At 39.5% G+C, this 16,354-nt stretch carries 21 protein-coding genes and 1 riboswitch; of the genes, 10 read left to right on the forward strand and 11 right to left on the reverse strand.

All coding sequences use genetic code 11. From position 1 onward, the window contains the following. The first annotated feature begins 39 nt into the window (after positions 1–39). From J3L16_RS11190 to J3L16_RS11210, 5 genes are all read left to right on the forward strand, one after another. Complete coding sequence (locus J3L16_RS11190; RefSeq protein WP_207613068.1) at positions 40–585, forward strand: pseudouridine synthase; 546 nt, start codon at positions 40–42, stop codon at positions 583–585. Positions 586–659: 74 nt separating this feature from the next. Continuing rightward, positions 660–1,775, forward strand: a complete 1,116-nt coding sequence (mnmA, locus tag J3L16_RS11195; RefSeq protein ID WP_207613069.1) for a tRNA 2-thiouridine(34) synthase MnmA — start codon at positions 660–662, stop codon at positions 1,773–1,775. Further along, on the forward strand, positions 1,769–2,395 hold the full coding sequence (gene hflD, locus J3L16_RS11200) for a high frequency lysogenization protein HflD (RefSeq protein ID WP_207613070.1): 627 nt from the start codon (positions 1,769–1,771) through the stop codon (positions 2,393–2,395). Before mnmA ends, hflD begins: the two co-directional genes overlap by 7 nt. Positions 2,396–2,423: 28 nt before the next feature. Further along, complete coding sequence (gene purB, locus J3L16_RS11205; RefSeq protein WP_207613071.1) at positions 2,424–3,800, forward strand: adenylosuccinate lyase; 1,377 nt, start codon at positions 2,424–2,426, stop codon at positions 3,798–3,800. Further along, positions 3,781–4,914 (forward strand): cupin domain-containing protein, encoded by a 1,134-nt coding sequence (locus J3L16_RS11210; protein WP_207613072.1) that lies wholly within the window; start codon positions 3,781–3,783, stop codon positions 4,912–4,914. The genes purB and J3L16_RS11210 overlap by 20 nt, the downstream gene beginning before the upstream one ends. A 2-nt stretch (positions 4,915–4,916) precedes the next feature. Here the strand turns inward: J3L16_RS11210 and J3L16_RS11215 are convergent, their stop codons facing one another. Next, the gene (locus tag J3L16_RS11215) at positions 4,917–7,214 is read right to left on the reverse strand and encodes a carbohydrate-binding protein (protein ID WP_207613073.1); all 2,298 of its coding nucleotides are present in this window, start codon (positions 7,212–7,214) and stop codon (positions 4,917–4,919) included. A gap of 469 nt (positions 7,215–7,683) precedes the next feature. On the opposite strand from J3L16_RS11215, the gene J3L16_RS11220 reads away from it, so the two are divergent. Further along, positions 7,684–7,893: an EF-hand domain-containing protein gene (locus J3L16_RS11220; protein ID WP_207613074.1), complete on the forward strand. Its 210-nt coding sequence runs from the start codon at positions 7,684–7,686 to the stop codon at positions 7,891–7,893. Between the two features lie 161 nt (positions 7,894–8,054). On the opposite strand, the gene J3L16_RS11225 is transcribed toward J3L16_RS11220, so the two are convergent. The 6 genes from J3L16_RS11225 to J3L16_RS11250 form a co-directional block, all read right to left on the reverse strand. Beyond that, positions 8,055–9,392 (reverse strand): hypothetical protein, encoded by a 1,338-nt coding sequence (locus J3L16_RS11225; RefSeq protein WP_207613075.1) that lies wholly within the window; start codon positions 9,390–9,392, stop codon positions 8,055–8,057. A gap of 139 nt (positions 9,393–9,531) precedes the next feature. Next, positions 9,532–9,726, reverse strand: a complete 195-nt coding sequence (locus tag J3L16_RS11230) for a DUF4177 domain-containing protein (protein ID WP_207613076.1) — start codon at positions 9,724–9,726, stop codon at positions 9,532–9,534. Between the two features lie 54 nt (positions 9,727–9,780). Beyond that, positions 9,781–10,161, reverse strand: coding sequence for a VOC family protein (locus tag J3L16_RS11235; RefSeq protein ID WP_207613077.1), 381 nt, complete (start codon positions 10,159–10,161; stop codon positions 9,781–9,783). A 37-nt stretch (positions 10,162–10,198) separates the two neighbouring features. Continuing rightward, on the reverse strand, positions 10,199–10,543 hold the full coding sequence (locus J3L16_RS11240) for a lactoylglutathione lyase (RefSeq protein WP_207613078.1): 345 nt from the start codon (positions 10,541–10,543) through the stop codon (positions 10,199–10,201). 42 nt (positions 10,544–10,585) lie between these two features. Continuing rightward, positions 10,586–11,008, reverse strand: coding sequence for a GNAT family N-acetyltransferase (locus J3L16_RS11245; RefSeq protein WP_242698800.1), 423 nt, complete (start codon positions 11,006–11,008; stop codon positions 10,586–10,588). Positions 11,009–11,136: 128 nt separating this feature from the next. Continuing rightward, entirely contained in the window at positions 11,137–11,724 is a 588-nt protein-coding gene (locus tag J3L16_RS11250) for a class I SAM-dependent methyltransferase (RefSeq protein WP_207613079.1), read from the reverse strand. Positions 11,725–11,805: 81 nt separating this feature from the next. Here J3L16_RS11250 and J3L16_RS11255 point away from each other — a divergent pair, with 81 nt between their 5' ends. Further along, on the forward strand, positions 11,806–12,216 hold the full coding sequence (locus tag J3L16_RS11255; RefSeq protein WP_207613080.1) for a helix-turn-helix domain-containing protein: 411 nt from the start codon (positions 11,806–11,808) through the stop codon (positions 12,214–12,216). Positions 12,217–12,250: 34 nt separating this feature from the next. Here the strand turns inward: J3L16_RS11255 and J3L16_RS11260 are convergent, their stop codons facing one another. The 4 genes from J3L16_RS11260 to J3L16_RS11275 all read right to left on the reverse strand — a co-directional run bounded on the left by J3L16_RS11260 (position 12,251) and on the right by J3L16_RS11275 (position 14,837). After that, positions 12,251–12,991 (reverse strand): carbon-nitrogen hydrolase family protein, encoded by a 741-nt coding sequence (locus J3L16_RS11260; RefSeq protein WP_207613081.1) that lies wholly within the window; start codon positions 12,989–12,991, stop codon positions 12,251–12,253. Positions 12,992–13,066: 75 nt separating this feature from the next. Then, positions 13,067–13,684 (reverse strand): LysE family translocator, encoded by a 618-nt coding sequence (locus J3L16_RS11265; protein WP_207613082.1) that lies wholly within the window; start codon positions 13,682–13,684, stop codon positions 13,067–13,069. A 91-nt stretch (positions 13,685–13,775) separates the two neighbouring features. Next, entirely contained in the window at positions 13,776–14,270 is a 495-nt protein-coding gene (locus J3L16_RS11270) for a GNAT family N-acetyltransferase (RefSeq protein WP_207613083.1), read from the reverse strand. A gap of 81 nt (positions 14,271–14,351) precedes the next feature. Then, entirely contained in the window at positions 14,352–14,837 is a 486-nt protein-coding gene (locus tag J3L16_RS11275; RefSeq protein WP_207613084.1) for an ATP-binding protein, read from the reverse strand. 255 nt (positions 14,838–15,092) lie between these two features. On the opposite strand from J3L16_RS11275, the gene J3L16_RS11280 reads away from it, so the two are divergent. The 3 genes from J3L16_RS11280 (at position 15,093) to ykgO (ending at position 16,169) form a co-directional block, all read left to right on the forward strand. Continuing rightward, positions 15,093–15,614, forward strand: coding sequence for a hypothetical protein (locus tag J3L16_RS11280; protein ID WP_207613085.1), 522 nt, complete (start codon positions 15,093–15,095; stop codon positions 15,612–15,614). Positions 15,615–15,777: 163 nt separating this feature from the next. After that, on the forward strand, positions 15,778–16,029 hold the full coding sequence (locus J3L16_RS11285; RefSeq protein WP_207613086.1) for a type B 50S ribosomal protein L31: 252 nt from the start codon (positions 15,778–15,780) through the stop codon (positions 16,027–16,029). Next, positions 16,029–16,169, forward strand: coding sequence for a type B 50S ribosomal protein L36 (ykgO, locus tag J3L16_RS11290; RefSeq protein WP_207613087.1), 141 nt, complete (start codon positions 16,029–16,031; stop codon positions 16,167–16,169). Before J3L16_RS11285 ends, ykgO begins: the two co-directional genes overlap by 1 nt. 46 nt (positions 16,170–16,215) lie before the next feature. Next, positions 16,216–16,322: riboswitch (TPP riboswitch) on the forward strand. Positions 16,323–16,354: the final 32 nt, after the last annotated feature.

Raw genomic sequence — 16,354 nt, forward strand, 5'->3', positions numbered from 1 at the left:
AATAAAAAAGAACTATCTTTACTATTTATTTAATCAATAATGAAAAAAAATCGAACAATTTTATTTAATAAGCCCTTCAATGTACTTAGTCAGTTCACTGATGCAGATGGCAGAGAAACATTAAAAGACTATGTTTCTATTCCCGATGTATATGCCGCAGGTCGACTAGACAGAGACTCAGAAGGCTTGTTGGTGTTAACCAGTGATGGCAAACTTCAGCACAAACTCGCCCACCCCAAGAATAAGGTGTCTAAAACCTATTGGGCTCAAGTAGAAAAGATCCCCGATATGTCAGCAATTACTGCATTGCAAAAGGGTGTGGAATTAAAAGACGGGTTAACAAAGCCGGCTAAAGTTGCATTAATAGACGAACCCGACATATGGCCTCGCACTCCTCCTGTTCGGTTTCGCCAACACATACCTACGCAGTGGTTAAGCATTACCATTAGCGAAGGTAAAAACCGCCAAGTCCGACGTATGACTGCGCATATAGGCCACCCTACATTGCGTTTGGTTCGCTATCGAGTGGGAAATTGGACGATAGATGGAATAAATTCAGGTGAACATCGCATGTTAGAGTTGTGAATTTAAGAAGACTTTCTGTTATACTTCGCGCCCTAAAATTTCCCTCCAATTTAACGTGAGTAACGAGCGGTTAAATGCAAAACGAACGCACAAATACTAAAGTCATCGTCGGTATGTCTGGCGGCGTCGATTCATCAGTTTCAGCTTATCTATTGAAGTCCCAGGGCTATCAGGTAGAAGGCTTGTTTATGAAAAACTGGGAAGAAGACGACAATGACGAATACTGTGCGGCGGCAGAAGACTTAGCTGATGCGCAAGCCGTTTGCGACAAATTGGGCATTCATTTACACACGATTAATTTTGCAGCGGAATACTGGGATAACGTTTTTGAATATTTTTTAGAAGAATATCGCGCGGGTCGCACACCGAACCCCGATATTATGTGTAACAAAGAAATTAAATTTAAAGCCTTTTTAGAATTTGCCGCAGAAGATTTGGGCGCTGACTACATCGCCACTGGGCATTATGTTCAGCGAGAGTTTCGAGACAATCAATGGCATTTACTAAGAGGCTTGGATCAAAATAAAGATCAAAGCTATTTCCTCTATACTTTGGGTGCTGAACACGTAGCGAAAACTTTATTTCCAGTGGGTAACATTGAAAAACCAGAAGTCAGAGAAATCGCACAGCGAGAAGGCCTGATCACCCATAACAAAAAAGACAGTACCGGTATTTGTTTTATTGGTGAACGTAAATTTAAAGACTTTTTACAACGCTATTTACCGGCGCAACCCGGTGATATAGAAACCGCTGAAGGCAAAAAAATTGGTCAGCACGAAGGTTTAATGTATCACACCTTAGGTCAGCGCAAAGGGCTGCTTATTGGTGGCAAACGGGATCACGGCGAAGACCCTTGGTACGTGGTAGACAAAGACGTAGCTCGCAATACCTTAATTGTTGGCCAAGGTGCTAACCACCCTCGCCTATTCTCAAACGGCCTTATCGCCAACCAATTGCATTGGGTGTCTCGGATAGCTTTAACTAAACCGTTACGAGCCACAGTGAAAACTCGATATAGACAAGAAGACATTCCTTGCTTAATCGAACCCATAAATGAACACAGCGTCAAGGTGACCTTCGACTCACCTCAAAAAGCAGTAACACCCGGGCAATCCGCTGTATTCTATTTAGATGATGTCTGTTTAGGCGGCGGTATTATTGACAGTTATTGTAGAGACGCTTCATGTTAACACCTGCAATAGAACGTCAGCTTGCTCTTGCAGGTGTTTGCCAATCTGCATTTTTAGTAAAACATTTAGCAAAAAAAGGCGAGCTAGATAAACTTGCCTTTGAATCGAGTTTATCCAGCATTTTGGTTACCGACCCACAAACACCTCAACAGGTTTTTGGTTCATTGAATAATTTAAAACTCGGGTTTCAAACGCTGGTTTCACAGCTGAATAACGAACCTAAAAATAAAGATATCGAAATCACCCGTTATGTCATGGCTATATTGACCTTAGAAAGGAAACTCGCCAAACATAAAAGTGCCATGAGCGATTTAGCCACTCGTATTGCTCATGTGCAGCGGCAACTGGCCTATGTAGAAATAGAAAACCAACAGGTGCAAACCTCACTAGCCAGTATTTATTCCGATATCGTTAGCCCATTAGCTCCGAAAATTCAGATTTCAGGCAATGCGCAAATTTTAAAAACAAGTATTAACCAACACCGAGTAAGATCCATTTTACTTGCAGGTGTCCGTTCAGCCGTTATGTGGCGACAAATGGGCGGTAGACGTAGACAATTATTGTTACAACGCAAACACATCGTCGACAGTGCGCATCAAGCACTTCGACTTATTCATTGATATTACCTTTTAGGTGCAGGAGACCAACGTGGATTTGTCATCTTTAACCGCTATTTCCCCGATAGACGGCCGTTACGGAAGTAAAACGCAAGAACTTCGCTCAATCTTTAGCGAATTTGGCTTACTCAAATATCGTGTAGAAGTAGAAGTTCGTTGGTTACAACAACTTGCGAAAATCGACGCGATTGCAGAAGTTCCCGCATTTAGCGAAGCAGCAAACCAGCAGCTAGACAGCATAGTGGCCAATTTCAATGAAGACGATGCGAGCCGCATCAAAACCATTGAAAGCACCACGAATCACGATGTAAAAGCCGTTGAATACTTTATCAAAGAAAAAGTAGCAGCCCATGCTGAACTTCATGCCGTAAGTGAATTTATTCACTTTGCTTGTACATCTGAAGACATTAACAATTTATCTCACGGTTTAATGCTGAGTGAAGCAAGAGAAACCGTATTGTTACCTTACTGCGATAAATTAATTAATGCCCTGTACGAGCTGGCATTAGAGCACAAAACCGTTGCCATGATGGCCCGTACTCACGGACAGCCTGCTTCTCCTACAACTATGGGTAAAGAAATGGCCAACGTGATGATGCGTTTAAAGCAGCAGCGAGAACATATTGCGAATGTTGCTATTTTAGGTAAATTAAATGGCGCCGTGGGTAACTACAACGCGCATTTATCGGCTTACCCAGATATCGATTGGCACAGTGTTTCTGAACAATACGTGACCTCTTTAGGGTTAACGTGGAATCCTTATACCACCCAAATAGAGCCTCATGACTACATTGCCGAGTTATTTGATGCCGTTGCGCGATTCAATACCATCTTAATCGATTTCGACCGCGACATTTGGGGTTACATTGCGCTGGGTCACTTCAAGCAAAAAACCGTAGCAGGGGAAATTGGCTCGTCAACTATGCCGCACAAAGTAAACCCAATTGACTTTGAAAACTCTGAAGGCAATTTAGGTTTAGCCAATGCCGTGTTTGCGCACCTTGCAGTTAAACTGCCTATTTCTCGTTGGCAACGAGACTTAACCGACTCGACAGTTTTACGTAACCTAGGTGTTGGTATGGGCTACGCGTTAATTGCATACCAAGCCAGTTTAAAAGGTATCAGCAAACTAGAAGTTAACGAAGCTAGCTTGTTAGCAGAACTCGATAGCAATTGGGAACTGCTTGCAGAGCCTATTCAAACTGTGATGCGCCGCTATGGTATAGAAAAGCCTTACGAGAAGTTAAAAGAGCTAACTCGAGGCAAAAAAGTCGATCAAACCGCAATGGCCGAGTTTATCGATACACTTGAACTACCTGATGCGGTAAAAGCAAGTCTAAAAACCCTAACGCCAGCAGGTTACATTGGTGACGCCATCCGTTTTGTAGATGCTCTTGAAAAACCTTAATATCGACAAAGACCACTTTTTAGCAGAGGTTTGGCAACGCAAACCTCTTGTTATAAAAAAGGGTATTCAAGACTTCCAAGACCCTATAGACGAACACGATCTAGCGGGTCTTGCACAAGACGCAGACATAGACAGCCGTATTGTTTCTTTAAATAACAACAACTGGTCTGTTGAACAAGGTCCGTTTGACGAGTTCGAACACCTTTGTGTGGGTAAATGGACGCTTATGGTACAAGGTGTCGACAGGTGGATAGAAGACATCAATGACCTAGCCAAGCACTTTTCATTTATACCTCACTGGCGATTTGACGACGTTATGGTGAGCTATTCAGTTCCCGGTGCAGGGGTTGGTCCTCATGTGGATCAGTACGATGTATTTCTAATACAAGGCAAAGGAAAGCGTCATTGGAAAGTAGGCGAACCCGATATGGTTGTTGCGACTTCCCCACACAAAAATTTACAACAAGTTGAGCCTTTTGAGCCAACTATTGATGTCATTTTAGAGCCTGGTGATATTTTGTACATTCCACCTGGCTTTCCTCATTGCGGTGAAAGTATTGAACCTTGTCTTACTTATAGCGTAGGCTTTCGAGCGCCCAATGCCAGAGATTTGTTACAGCCAATAAACGAAGCTTTGTTTAATCAATCTTCATTACCCCGCTATCAAGATCAACTATTGTCTCCTAAACGGCAACCTCAGAAAATCACCAAAGCCGAATTGGTACAGTTGACTCGATTAGTGCAAGAAGAACTTCAGTCTTCACTGTGGGAACAAACGCTGTTAGCGCACTTAAGCGATCAAAGCCTGCCCGTAGAAATACCAGAGCACGCCTATAGTGAACAAGAGATATATGATCACCTTTCAGAAAACGGCAGCTTACACCCTGTTTTAGGATGCCGCCCCATTACGTTTGAACAAGATGAAAAACGGGTCTTTATTAATGGCGAAGTTTACGCCTTTAATGACGAGCTTGGGCCAAGGTTAACTCAGTTAATTTCCAACGGCACAGCAATTCAAATGACTTCCCTAGACGGTGCAGTTGAAGGGCCTAACAGCACCATTGTTAACACACTTACTCAGCTGGCTAACAACGGCATTTTGTTAGTTGAATAAACCTAGTTCCTCGTAAAGTTAATCCAATTCACATTCATCAAACCTGCTGAAGAGTTAGGGTCAGAAAACAACAAACGAAGAGTCTGGTCCCCAACCTCTAACTGAATTTGAGTACTCACGGTAACCCATTCCTGCCAACCACCGGTAAAATCCACGGAAGCTTGCGCAGATGTCTGGCCATTAACTTGCACAAATATGTCTCCCCCATTGTTATTACTGGCTAAACGGAAATCCACTGTATAGTTTCCTGCCGCAGCCACGTTAACATCGTATTCAACATAATCATTATTCTCGATAAAGCCTATATTTAAACCACCGTTAATATCAGCGGTTGCCTCGGTTTGAACACCGGACTGGCGACTGAAATCTTCGGCCTGAATTAAACTGGGTATGCTAAGTAAGTTAACGCTTGGCGCATTACGAGTCACATTCATCCAATTAATATTCATCAAATCACTAGAAGCGTTTGGTTCAGAAAATAACAACCTAATTGTTTGCTCTCCAGCCGCTAGCTGTAATTGAGCACTCGCGGTAACCCAGCTTTGCCAACCACCAGTAGATCCAATGGAGACTTGAGTTAACGCTTGTCCATCAACTTGAAACAAAACATTACCACCACCGGTATTACTCGCTAGGCGCAAATCAAGGTTATAACTGCCCGCCTCGACAACGTTTACATCAAATTCTAAATAGTCATTGTGGGTAATAAAAGCTATATTTTGACCACCATCAATATCACTTGTGTTCTCTGTTTGCGTGCCTGATTGGCGAACATAGTCTTCTGCTTGAATTAAGCTTGGGATCATAGGTAAATCTGAATCAGGGGGAGTGGGTTCTGGATCGACTGAAGCCGTGCCATTAGTGACATTAATCCAATTTACATTTAATAAGCCTTGGTTCGAGTTTTGATTAGTAAAAATAACACGTATTGTGTGGTCGCCTTCATCCAAAGTAACTTGCGTTCCAACCGTCACCCAACTTTGCCAGCCCCCTGTAGAACCAACGGAAGCCTCTCCTCGGTTTTGACCATCAACAAAAATAGTGGCGTCACCGCCTTGGGTATTACTCGCAAAACGAAAATCAAAATTGTATACCCCTGATTCAGCAACAGTAACGTCATATTCGACATAGTCATTATTTTCAATAAAGCCTATATTTAACCCACCACCGATATCATTGGTACCTTCTGTCAGAACACCGGACTGACGGTTATAATTTTCCGCTTGAATTAAATTAGGAAGAGATACTCGCTCTGGTACAGGAGTGTCTGGATCAGTTGGAGGAGGATCGATTGGATCCGGCTCTATAGGCGAGCCACTTCCCGTCCCAACGGCCGGCCAATTGCGAATAATATCTCTTGTCAGTACGCCCGATTCTCTTAAAAGGCTTAAGGGCCAGTTACCTTGTGTATTTTGACCTTGGGCCCCTGTGGTTCTTAATATCGATGCCCCTTCATTCAAATCGTTCACAGACCAATTAAGGTGACTAATATTGTTTTCTAATAAAAAATCCATCCACTCACGGGTAGAGCCTTCGTTTGCTCCGCCATTCCCGTCAGCGTTAACCGTGCCCCATTCTGTGGCAAATAAAGGGATACCATTACGCAACGCTGTACGTGCATATTCACGTAACTCTTCACCATGGGTGCCCGCATAAAAATGGAATGTATAAGCTAAGTTTTCTACGCCTGTAATCGGGTTTCTTGACGCTGTATCAACCCGTTGTGAGAAAAAAGGTGTTCCTACAATAATTAAATTATCTGAATGTTCACGGATGGCGGCAATCACTGGCATTGCATAATTGCGGATCGTATTCCAAGTTGCTTCGCTGCCGTTGAAATCACCAATAGGTTCGTTGTAAATTTCAAAAAGAACATTCTCATTGCTGCCATATAGTTGAGCCATTTCACTAAAGAACTGAACCGCTTCGGCGGTATTATTTTCGGCGCTATGTGAATGCCAGTCTATAATCACATAAATGTCTTCAGCGATGGCCGCTTCAACAAGATCAATTACAGCATTTCGATTCAAATTAGGATTGCTAAGAAATCCATTGAACTCCTGAACTCCCATTGCTGCTCGGACAATAGTTGTGTTCCAGTCTTCTTTTAACCAAGAAACCACATTGCGGTTGTAATACACACTGCCGTTGAAGTTAGTCCAATAAAAGCTATTTCCTGCTAAGCTTCCATTTTGCCCTCCAATAAGCACTTGGTTTCCCTCGGTTGTTATTGGTTCTACTGCAAATATTTGGCTAGTAAAGCTTAACAAAAGTACGAACATACAGTTTTTAGATAACATGGCTTACAGTCCTTCGATTAACGTATCGCTTTATTAATGTACAATTACGGTAAACTAAAAAGTTGTCCTTCACACCCTATTTTTAAAAAAAATTAACATTAAATGTAAACCTCTTATTCCATTCACTTTCTCAGTGCATAAAAATCCATTCAGTCGCTAATAAACATCACATTAAACAATTGATTTTAAAGAGTTTTAATAAAAAAAATAACAACCTGTATGCGTAATCAGACACATTTTTACTTAATTTATAATTCTTTCAACATTAAAAACAATAACCCTTTGTTTTTTAAGCAAAACAAACCATTGGCACAAAGATTGTTATGGTAATAATGAGTGTGAAGCTAAATATCGATTTTACTAGTTAGCGCTTTTGCTATTAACGCATTCACAACAAAATGTAAAAAAGTTGTTGCTAGATAGACTTTTTATCATTTGTCATTATTTAAAGATTTAAGGAATAGAAATTATGAAAATATTAATCACTTTGGGTCTATTGACCTTTGCTTCATTTGCTTTAGTTGCTCAAGAAGATTTAATCAGCAAATTCGATTTGGATAGTGATGGTAAAATCAGTGTTGAAGAAGCATCAACAAGCCCTTCATTGGCGGCAATTTTTACTGAGCTAGACAAAAACGGAGATGGCTACCTATCTACTGAAGAAATAAAAGACCTGTAAAACTAACGGCATTTACAGTACATGAAACGTGTCATGGTTTATTCTCTCTCCTAAACTATGACACGACATTTTTCCTATTTAAATGGCCTTGTTGATACCAAGAGGCTATGAATCAGTTGTTTTTTTTCCGGTTAGACCAAAGGCGTTTAAAACCTAAACCACTAACTTTTCGAACTTTGCCCCAGAAAATAAAACGGAATACGCCATTTAGAAACGGCTTTGTTCCCTTTGATTTTCTTCACCACTATTGATTGGTGACCTAGATCTAAAGCCTGTGTATCAATGTACCCTAAAATTCCGTCTTGCTTCGTCCGTGGGTGTCGATATTGCATAAAAGAGGCTTCTACTGACTTACCACTGAGTATCACTTGGTGATATTGTTTATAACAGTTCAACTCAAACGCGTTTTCTCGAGCTCTTGCTTTCCCTTCAGCCTCGTCGTTCTCTTCAAACACGCCACACGCCTTTTTTTGTAATCCTGCTTCGTGCTTAAAAATAGGAATAAAAATTTTGATAACACCGCCTTTAACGACATCTGAATCTATTTCTGGAGACAATAAAAACGTTCGATTTTGATTTTGAGTCTGATAGTAGTCAGGGTAAATATGTGATTCATCAAAATACTCATAACCATCGTTATAAAAGTCAGATTTTGCAGTTAAATAAGGGATATTAGTGTGAATCATTTTATAAGTGGCGACGCCAACACCAATTATCACAAATAGCGCTAGAAGAAACACTAAACCTTTTTTCTTCTTAAAATTAGCGGAAAATATGGTACTTATTTGAAGTACATACTTATACATAGGGCCTGAGATTAGTATGTAACTTACGTGAACAGTATAAAATAAGCCTCTTTGTATTTTTTCATGTTCATTAAATTTACTCATATTACCTAATATAGAAAACAACCCATGCATTGATATAATGGATACGAATATCCATACGGGTATCAGCAATAGCCATTTAGGCAAGAACTCAATCAGAAAATTATACGAAAATATATATGCGCTGAATATTACCGCTGAAATACTGTAGACTAGCAATAATAAAAACGCAGCAGAAAAAATAACACTACACAGTTCGTCTATTTTTTGTTGTGACTTTTGAAGCTTAGGTAATATCAAAAGTAAACGCTTGGTATAAATTTCAGAGTAAACACTATTGGCCGTACTGAAATCTGGAAAAACGGAGCTAAGCCCAATTAAGCCAATCCAATATGCTCGAAGCGCAAAGTGAATAACAAACATCGACACCAAAATACTGATGGCCAACAACCCCAAAAATACAATCATGTAACCCAATAGATATTGGCTAGGATGTAGATAATCGATAAATCGATTTGTTGCCCAATCAATAAGGCCAAATAACTGGAATGTTCCAAAGATGGCGATGGCAGAAATCAACAATTCTGCCTCCCAACTTTCTTTTTTTAACCTATGTATCCAATCATCTTGAGCAAGATTTTCAGGTTCATTGCTAAGCTCTTGTTCGCTCATTTTTTAATTCATTATGTATAAATTCTTGCCGATAAATGGAGCTTAAACACTATTAACTCGGTATTCAATCTTCTAAGAACTTTGATAGCTAGTTTCACAAACCGATGAACGCTTGAGTACTTAAAAGTAAATATGCTCTTTAGAGCTCTTTTTTCATTACTCCCGCGAATTCCAAGCCCCCCTCAAGTTCACGAAAATCCACATTGACGAGTTCCCATCCATCTCCCCCAAGCGAAGTTAGATAAGCCTCCACATCTTCACGTTTTCTTGCTTTAAAAAGCCCTGCAGTTTCAACATCTCTGGTGTCTATAATTTTATATTCAAATTTTTTCATGAAGTTTCCGTAACTTGTTTGAGTAATATGAGTGAGTAAAAGCCCATGCGGCTGTTAACTGCGCTTTTCAACACGCCATGGTGGGTTAATTCGGCTTTCTCCAGCCCAATAGAGTTTAATTTTGTGACCTGAAGGGTCATGCAATATTGCTTCTCGCCACAAATAGCTTTGATCCGTGGGTTCTTGCTCAAAGTGAAAGCCTTTAATTTTCAAATCATCCACCCAAGCGTCTAGTTGTTCATGCTCAAAATAAATAACTGTGCCGCATTGAATATTTGAATTTTCTAACGAGAGTGAAAAAGTTGAATCGCCTTCAGGGCATTCAAAGCGGGCATAATGTGGCGTATCTACTATTTGAGTAAAACCTAAATCACGGTAAAACTGAGTAGAAATATCCATATCATTCACAGGCAATGTAACTTGGTTTAAATTCATTAAAATCCTTACCCCGTTAACAGGATTGAAAAATGTATTAGCAGTTTAACTGCGTAATATGTAACAGTTCCCCAGCAGGCCCCCACAAATAGAAAACTTTACCCCACGACACCTCTTCCACTGGGGTTATTTTGGTTTTGTGTTTTGAATTAGAGCAGAGTTCATGTGCATCAAATATATCTGAAACACAGATTTGCAGCATAAAGTTGTTTGCTAACACTTCATTGTAAAACCGTTGAAGAAAGAAAACGCAACCGCCGTTTTCAAACAACATGAGGTCATCAGTCACATATTCAGATGTGAATCCAATTTCAGAGTAGAAACACTTTGAAACGTCGAAATCTTTACTGGGAACAAATGGCTTGATACCTGTTACATCCATAACACTTCTCCTAAACCTGCCAACAATTCATTGTATCCGTGTTTATTCATAAACACTGGGATTCCAAATTTGCATCAATATGTCTGGGTTTTCAACGGCTACAAATCCAAACTTTGAATACAATCCATGAGCATCACTGGTTGCTAGCATGAATCTGCGTAGACCTTGAAGGTCTGGATGACTTGAAACCGCTTCCATCAGCAATTTACTGATTCCTTTTCCTCGATAGCTATCAACTACAAAGACATCGCCTAAATAGGCAAACGTAGCCTTGTCCGAAATAACCCGAGCAAAACCAACCTGCTCTCCATTTTGATTATAGGCTCCAAATACCAAGGAGTTATCAATGGACTTTTGAAGTGTTTGAAGAGGAATATTTTTAGCCCAATATGATTGAGAAACAAAAGAGTGAATGAGTTGGATATCTAAATTTTTGTGATCAGAGCTTATCTTAATTCCTTGCAATATGGGGTTCCTTTAAGATCGAAAAATTCGATTCTAACGCTATAAAAGCACTAAAAACAACCAATTCAATATGACTCGTTTTTTGAAAGCCCCTCATTCTTCCAACCAATTAAATTTACCTACTCTTGCTATATTTTTTTACCAACTGCTTGCACCACAGACGCTAAACCATTGTGATAAACGCCTTCTATAACATTTCGTTCAATCTCGACTAAATGATTAAACTGTAAATTCGGGAAGTCTTTAAGAAGCGACGCTTTCGATTGCATAGTATCAATACAATCACCTCCGCCGGTTCCATAGTTGAGTTGATTTGGCGTATAAGATTCAGTTAAAAATATACCTCCACTCCGCAATCCTATTTCAACTTTACTATGAACAGACATACGTAGCTCTGAGCTCAACGGGCAAAATATTGAAACAACGCCATCCCAGCAACTTTCACCAAAATGAAATTCATTTAGATCAGCATGAATATACTTAATTGATACACCATTTTGATCTGCAAGTTCTTGCGCCTTTGTAAGCCCGACAATAGAACTATCGACCGCCGTAACATCATAGCCTTGCTTTGCAAGAAAAACCGCATTTCGCCCCTCGCCTTCTCCTAGACTCAATATTCTACCTTTAGGCAATGTTTCTTTGTACTCAACTAAGAATTCATTTGGTTCCGTCCCGTAGGCGTATTCACTTGAGTTATACCTTTTATCCCACATCATTCTGTCCTCTATTGTTTTTTTAATTTCTATGAGAACATCATACAACTTCAAGTCGACTTTAAGTCAAGGGGGCCACTTATGGATATAAGTAAAGTGTCAAAATTATCAAATTTACCTGCATCTACCCTGCGCTACTACGAAGAAAAAGGACTCATTCAGTCATTGGGTAGAAATGGACTAAAACGAATATTTGCAGATAATATTTTGGAAAGACTGGCTTTTATATCATTAGGCCAAGCAGCAGGCCTATCATTGGATGAAATAAAAAGCATGTTGCTACCTAAACACATACAAGTTAATAGGGAGTTGTTGTTATCGAAGGCTGAAGAATTAGATAGTAAAATTAGTCAACTCAAATCCATCAGCGAAGGATTAAAAAAAACGGCTAATTGTAAAGCCTTAGATCACCTAGAGTGCCCGCGTTTTGTAAGAGTTCTAAACATTGCAAACCAACGGCGTGGAAAGTCAAAACGCAGTCGAAAAATATGACACTTTTTACTGACTGCTTTCACGAGTTAAAGTGTTATATTTCGACGACTTGACCAAACCATTTAGTATTCATTTTTTCGGCGACAACAAGGGCATTTTGATATTCAGAAGCACAAGCAAGTAAACCTTCATTGGACCAAATTGCACTTTTGCCTATTGGCGCCCATTTTCCTGTTGGTTGATTGTGATTAGCCATAGCAACAAGCATATTGTATTGATTAGCATACTCCGCCATTACCGCTGTATCCGAATCATAACCTGCCTCAGTAATTAATACGCCAGCAATATAAACTTCAGCACCTAAATCAGAACATGCCTGTACATGGCTGGCATTGTTAGCGTCTGCACATATGCCATTCGCAATATTAGTACTCGAAATAGTGACTACATTATGGCATTCCCCTTTATCAAAATAGTCTTCTTCACCTGGGTGTAAATGCATCTTTTCATAGGTATTAATTGCACCGGATTGAGAAACAATAATCAGCCCTATTTTAGGCAGTCCATCTGACATCAAAGGCGCACCAACGCCAATATTGATATTGTTCCTAACTGCACTGTCAATTAAGGGTTGTAACCTTTTATCGTCAATGGAAAAAGCAAGATGTTTGGCTAGCTCAGGTTCATAACCTGTCAGTGATAATTCAGGAAACACAATATAGGAAACACCAAGTTCACTTGCCTTTTCTATTGCTTTCAAATGGATACTGAGATTCTCATCAACATTCCCTTTTATAGATGCTATTTGAGCTACTGAAATTTTTAAATTTGACAAAAGACTTCCCTTAAAATGTCACGTCTAGAAACTACGAACAAACTAGGTATATTCACGATTAATTTCTCACCCATTTCATTGTTGATGACTAAACAACAAGTTTGCACCTGACATTGCTAAAAGTGCTGCACAAGCCCTGTTAAAACGTCTTGCCATCTGCGGTTTTTCAAACCACTGTCTGAGATATATTCCAAATAAAGCATAAATTGATATTGCGACAAGTTCCAAAGTTAAAAAGGTAAGCCCTAGGATGAAAAATTGTTCATTTATACTTGCAATAGGATCTACAAATTGAGGAAGAAACGCAGTGAAAATTAAAATGGCTTTTGGGTTACCTGAAGCTAACAAAAACTCTTGCTTCGCTAAACCGAGGCAATTCATAACACCTTTGTGTTCAGTTATCGGGCTTACCTCGGACTGCCAAAGCATGAAAGCAATCCACAGCAAATAAGTTACACCCATTAATTTTATGCTAAAGAACAAGGCCTCAGATGTATATAAAACCACGGCCAAACCTGCGCCAGCTAATACAATCATTATTGAGAATGCGACTATTCGACCAAGACCCGCAACCATTGCAGTTTTAAACCCGTAACAACGAGCATTATTCATAGACAATAAATTATTGGGGCCTGGTGTCATATTAAGAGCAAAACACGCAGGTATAAAAAGTAATAACGTCCACAGGTCCATGTTATTTCCTCTGCGCAATCAAAGTAAAATCAGACAATTGCCAAAACGAAAACAATACAATTCGTAAATATTTCATTGTAGAATTGCCTTATTATTCGCCGTTAATGTCAAGCTCATATAACGCTAATTCAATTTCACTTGTAGGAACTATTCCTTTGAAATTAAAGCCAAAGTTTTGATAATACTGCCTAAGTTGACTATTGTGGGCAACACAGTCCAACCTTAACTTATCCACACCATTTACAGATGCTTTGGATACCAATAACTCAAGTACCGAGGTACCAATTCCCTTCCCTTTAAATTGCCTACTAACGGCTAATTTATGAATATAATACGCCGGTTGGGTGTCGTAGTTCCAAATTTCCTCAAGTGCTACTTTCACTTCAACAACGCCAGCAAGTGTTTCATCTAACATCACTTTATAATAGTGGCCCAGCTCGACGGATGTTCTAATTTGCTCTTTTTGTGCGCTAAGCCACTCTACTGGCCATTGAACAATATTTATGGAATCTAACCATTTCGCATTTTCAGCCAAAACCGCAAATACCGAGTCAAACTCAAAAGGTTTTACTTGAACAAGTTCCACGGTAATCCTTATTTTATATGGCTAAAAGTAATTCAGAAGGTACGCGTTTTAGCAAATGTATTAATTTGATTGTTATACATTTCAAGTAACTATAGTTATATTGAACCCTTCATCAAGGCTTGGCGCGACGAAGTATTTTGTAACCTGCTCAAACATTATAGGAGTATCTGTTGCTGCTCTTTCTGGCTGTTCTCTGCGTCTTTTCTCAATCTGACTAAGACAGACTTCATTTGGCAAATCAATATATACTAAGTTATGTTGGGCATCGATTTCTGTAAAAACACTTCGAAACCAATTTCTTTGAGCAACTGTATTTGCCGGAAAATCCATTATGACATTGGTTCCTTCAGTCAAAATAGCTTGAACAAGCTTTTTAATTTGCGGTTTAAGCAAACTGGAATATTCAACATAGTCATTTATTGACAATATCTTGTTAGGATAAAGAGCCGAAAGCCATTCATCTTCTGAGATCAACACGCCGCCCTCTTCCTTTTTCAGCTCCATCGCTTTTGTAGATTTTCCAACTCCCATTTTTCCACAAAAAAAAGTCAATTTTCCTTTTGTCATAACGCCAGTTAACCCTTTTGCCTAGTAAGTGTTTGCAAATTCATTTGAATATAGAATGCTTTCACCTAATGTCCGTCTATTTTCAATTTAGCAAATCAACTATATTTATTCCTCACAAGTAAGACAATCCCTTTACGCCATCGTCTACTTCGAAACAATTAGTTATCAAATTTACGGGATATAAATTTACAGTATGCGTTACCTTCATTTATCAGTATTATCGTAACATCATCATTGTTATCAAGGATTTGAATTGTGTCACCAACAAAATGGTATAAAAACCCAGAGATGATTGTGGCCTTGTCGGCTTTGTTTATCGGTTTAATCACTGCGGTAATATCGGTTTATTCGGCTTATGTCGACCGTCAATATGCGAGATCATCGGTTTGGCCAAGGTTGGAAATATACAGAAGCTATTCTACTGTAGAACAGCGTTTTAGTTATGGGATCACGAATAATGGAACCGGCCCTGCCATAATTGAACATGCAAAAGTGAGTTTTGACTCTCAGTTCATAAAAAAATGGGCGGATATTGACGTACTATCAGAGTATCAACAATGGACAATAAATAACCGCACCTTGCTGCCTGAGCAAGTTATTAATGCCCTAGTATATCAAGGTGATAAATTTCAAGCTGTGTTTAACGCAGATAGCAAGGTTAAAATTGAATTGTGTTATTGCTCTATATACCAAGAGTGTTGGACTATTAACCGCGCCAATAAACCCAAGCAAGTAAAGCAATGTTTAGTCAAACCCGAAGAGGCATTTGAAGACTAGGCTCAACTAGCCCTCCTGTTTAAATAAACTATCGACAACACATGAACTGGCAGCTAGCCAGTTCTGTTTATTTCGCTTTAGTATTCAGCACCAGTAATGAGAACTATTCACAACAACAAAAAGATATGTTATAACATATCTAAATTATTAACGAGATAACACTATGAAACCCAATATCCACCCAGAATACCGCGATGTTTTATTTCACGACTCATCAGCAGACACGTATTTTGTCATTGGCTCAACCTTAAAAACCGACCGTACCGCAGAATATGAAGGAAAAACCTACCCTTATTATTCTGTTGATGTGTCTAGTGCGTCACACCCTTTTTACACAGGGAAACAGCGTACGGCTCAAAATGACGGCCAAATCGCCAAGTTCAACAAGCGCTTTAGCCGCATGAGTAGCAAATAATGAAAGTACTTAGTTCTTTGAAGTCAGCAAAAAATCGCCATCCCGATTGCCAGATAGTAAGACGAAAAGGCCGTGTTTTCGTTATTTGCAAATCAAACCCGCGATTTAAAGCCGTGCAAGGAAAAGGGAAAGGAAAATAGACGCCGAGCTTGTAAACTCGATATAAGTCTTTTATTCTTCTTTTCTAACAGTCCGTCGGGGTGCTTAATTTAATTAGGCTGAGAAATGTACATCATTAACCCGGTGAACCTGATCCGATTAATATCGGCGTAGGGAACGGATACGATTATGTATGCAGTTTAAACCTAGTACTTTTTCGTGCAAC

Source organism: Alteromonas sp. 5E99-2, assembly GCF_017368475.1.
Lineage (GTDB): Bacteria > Pseudomonadota > Gammaproteobacteria > Enterobacterales > Alteromonadaceae > Alteromonas_F.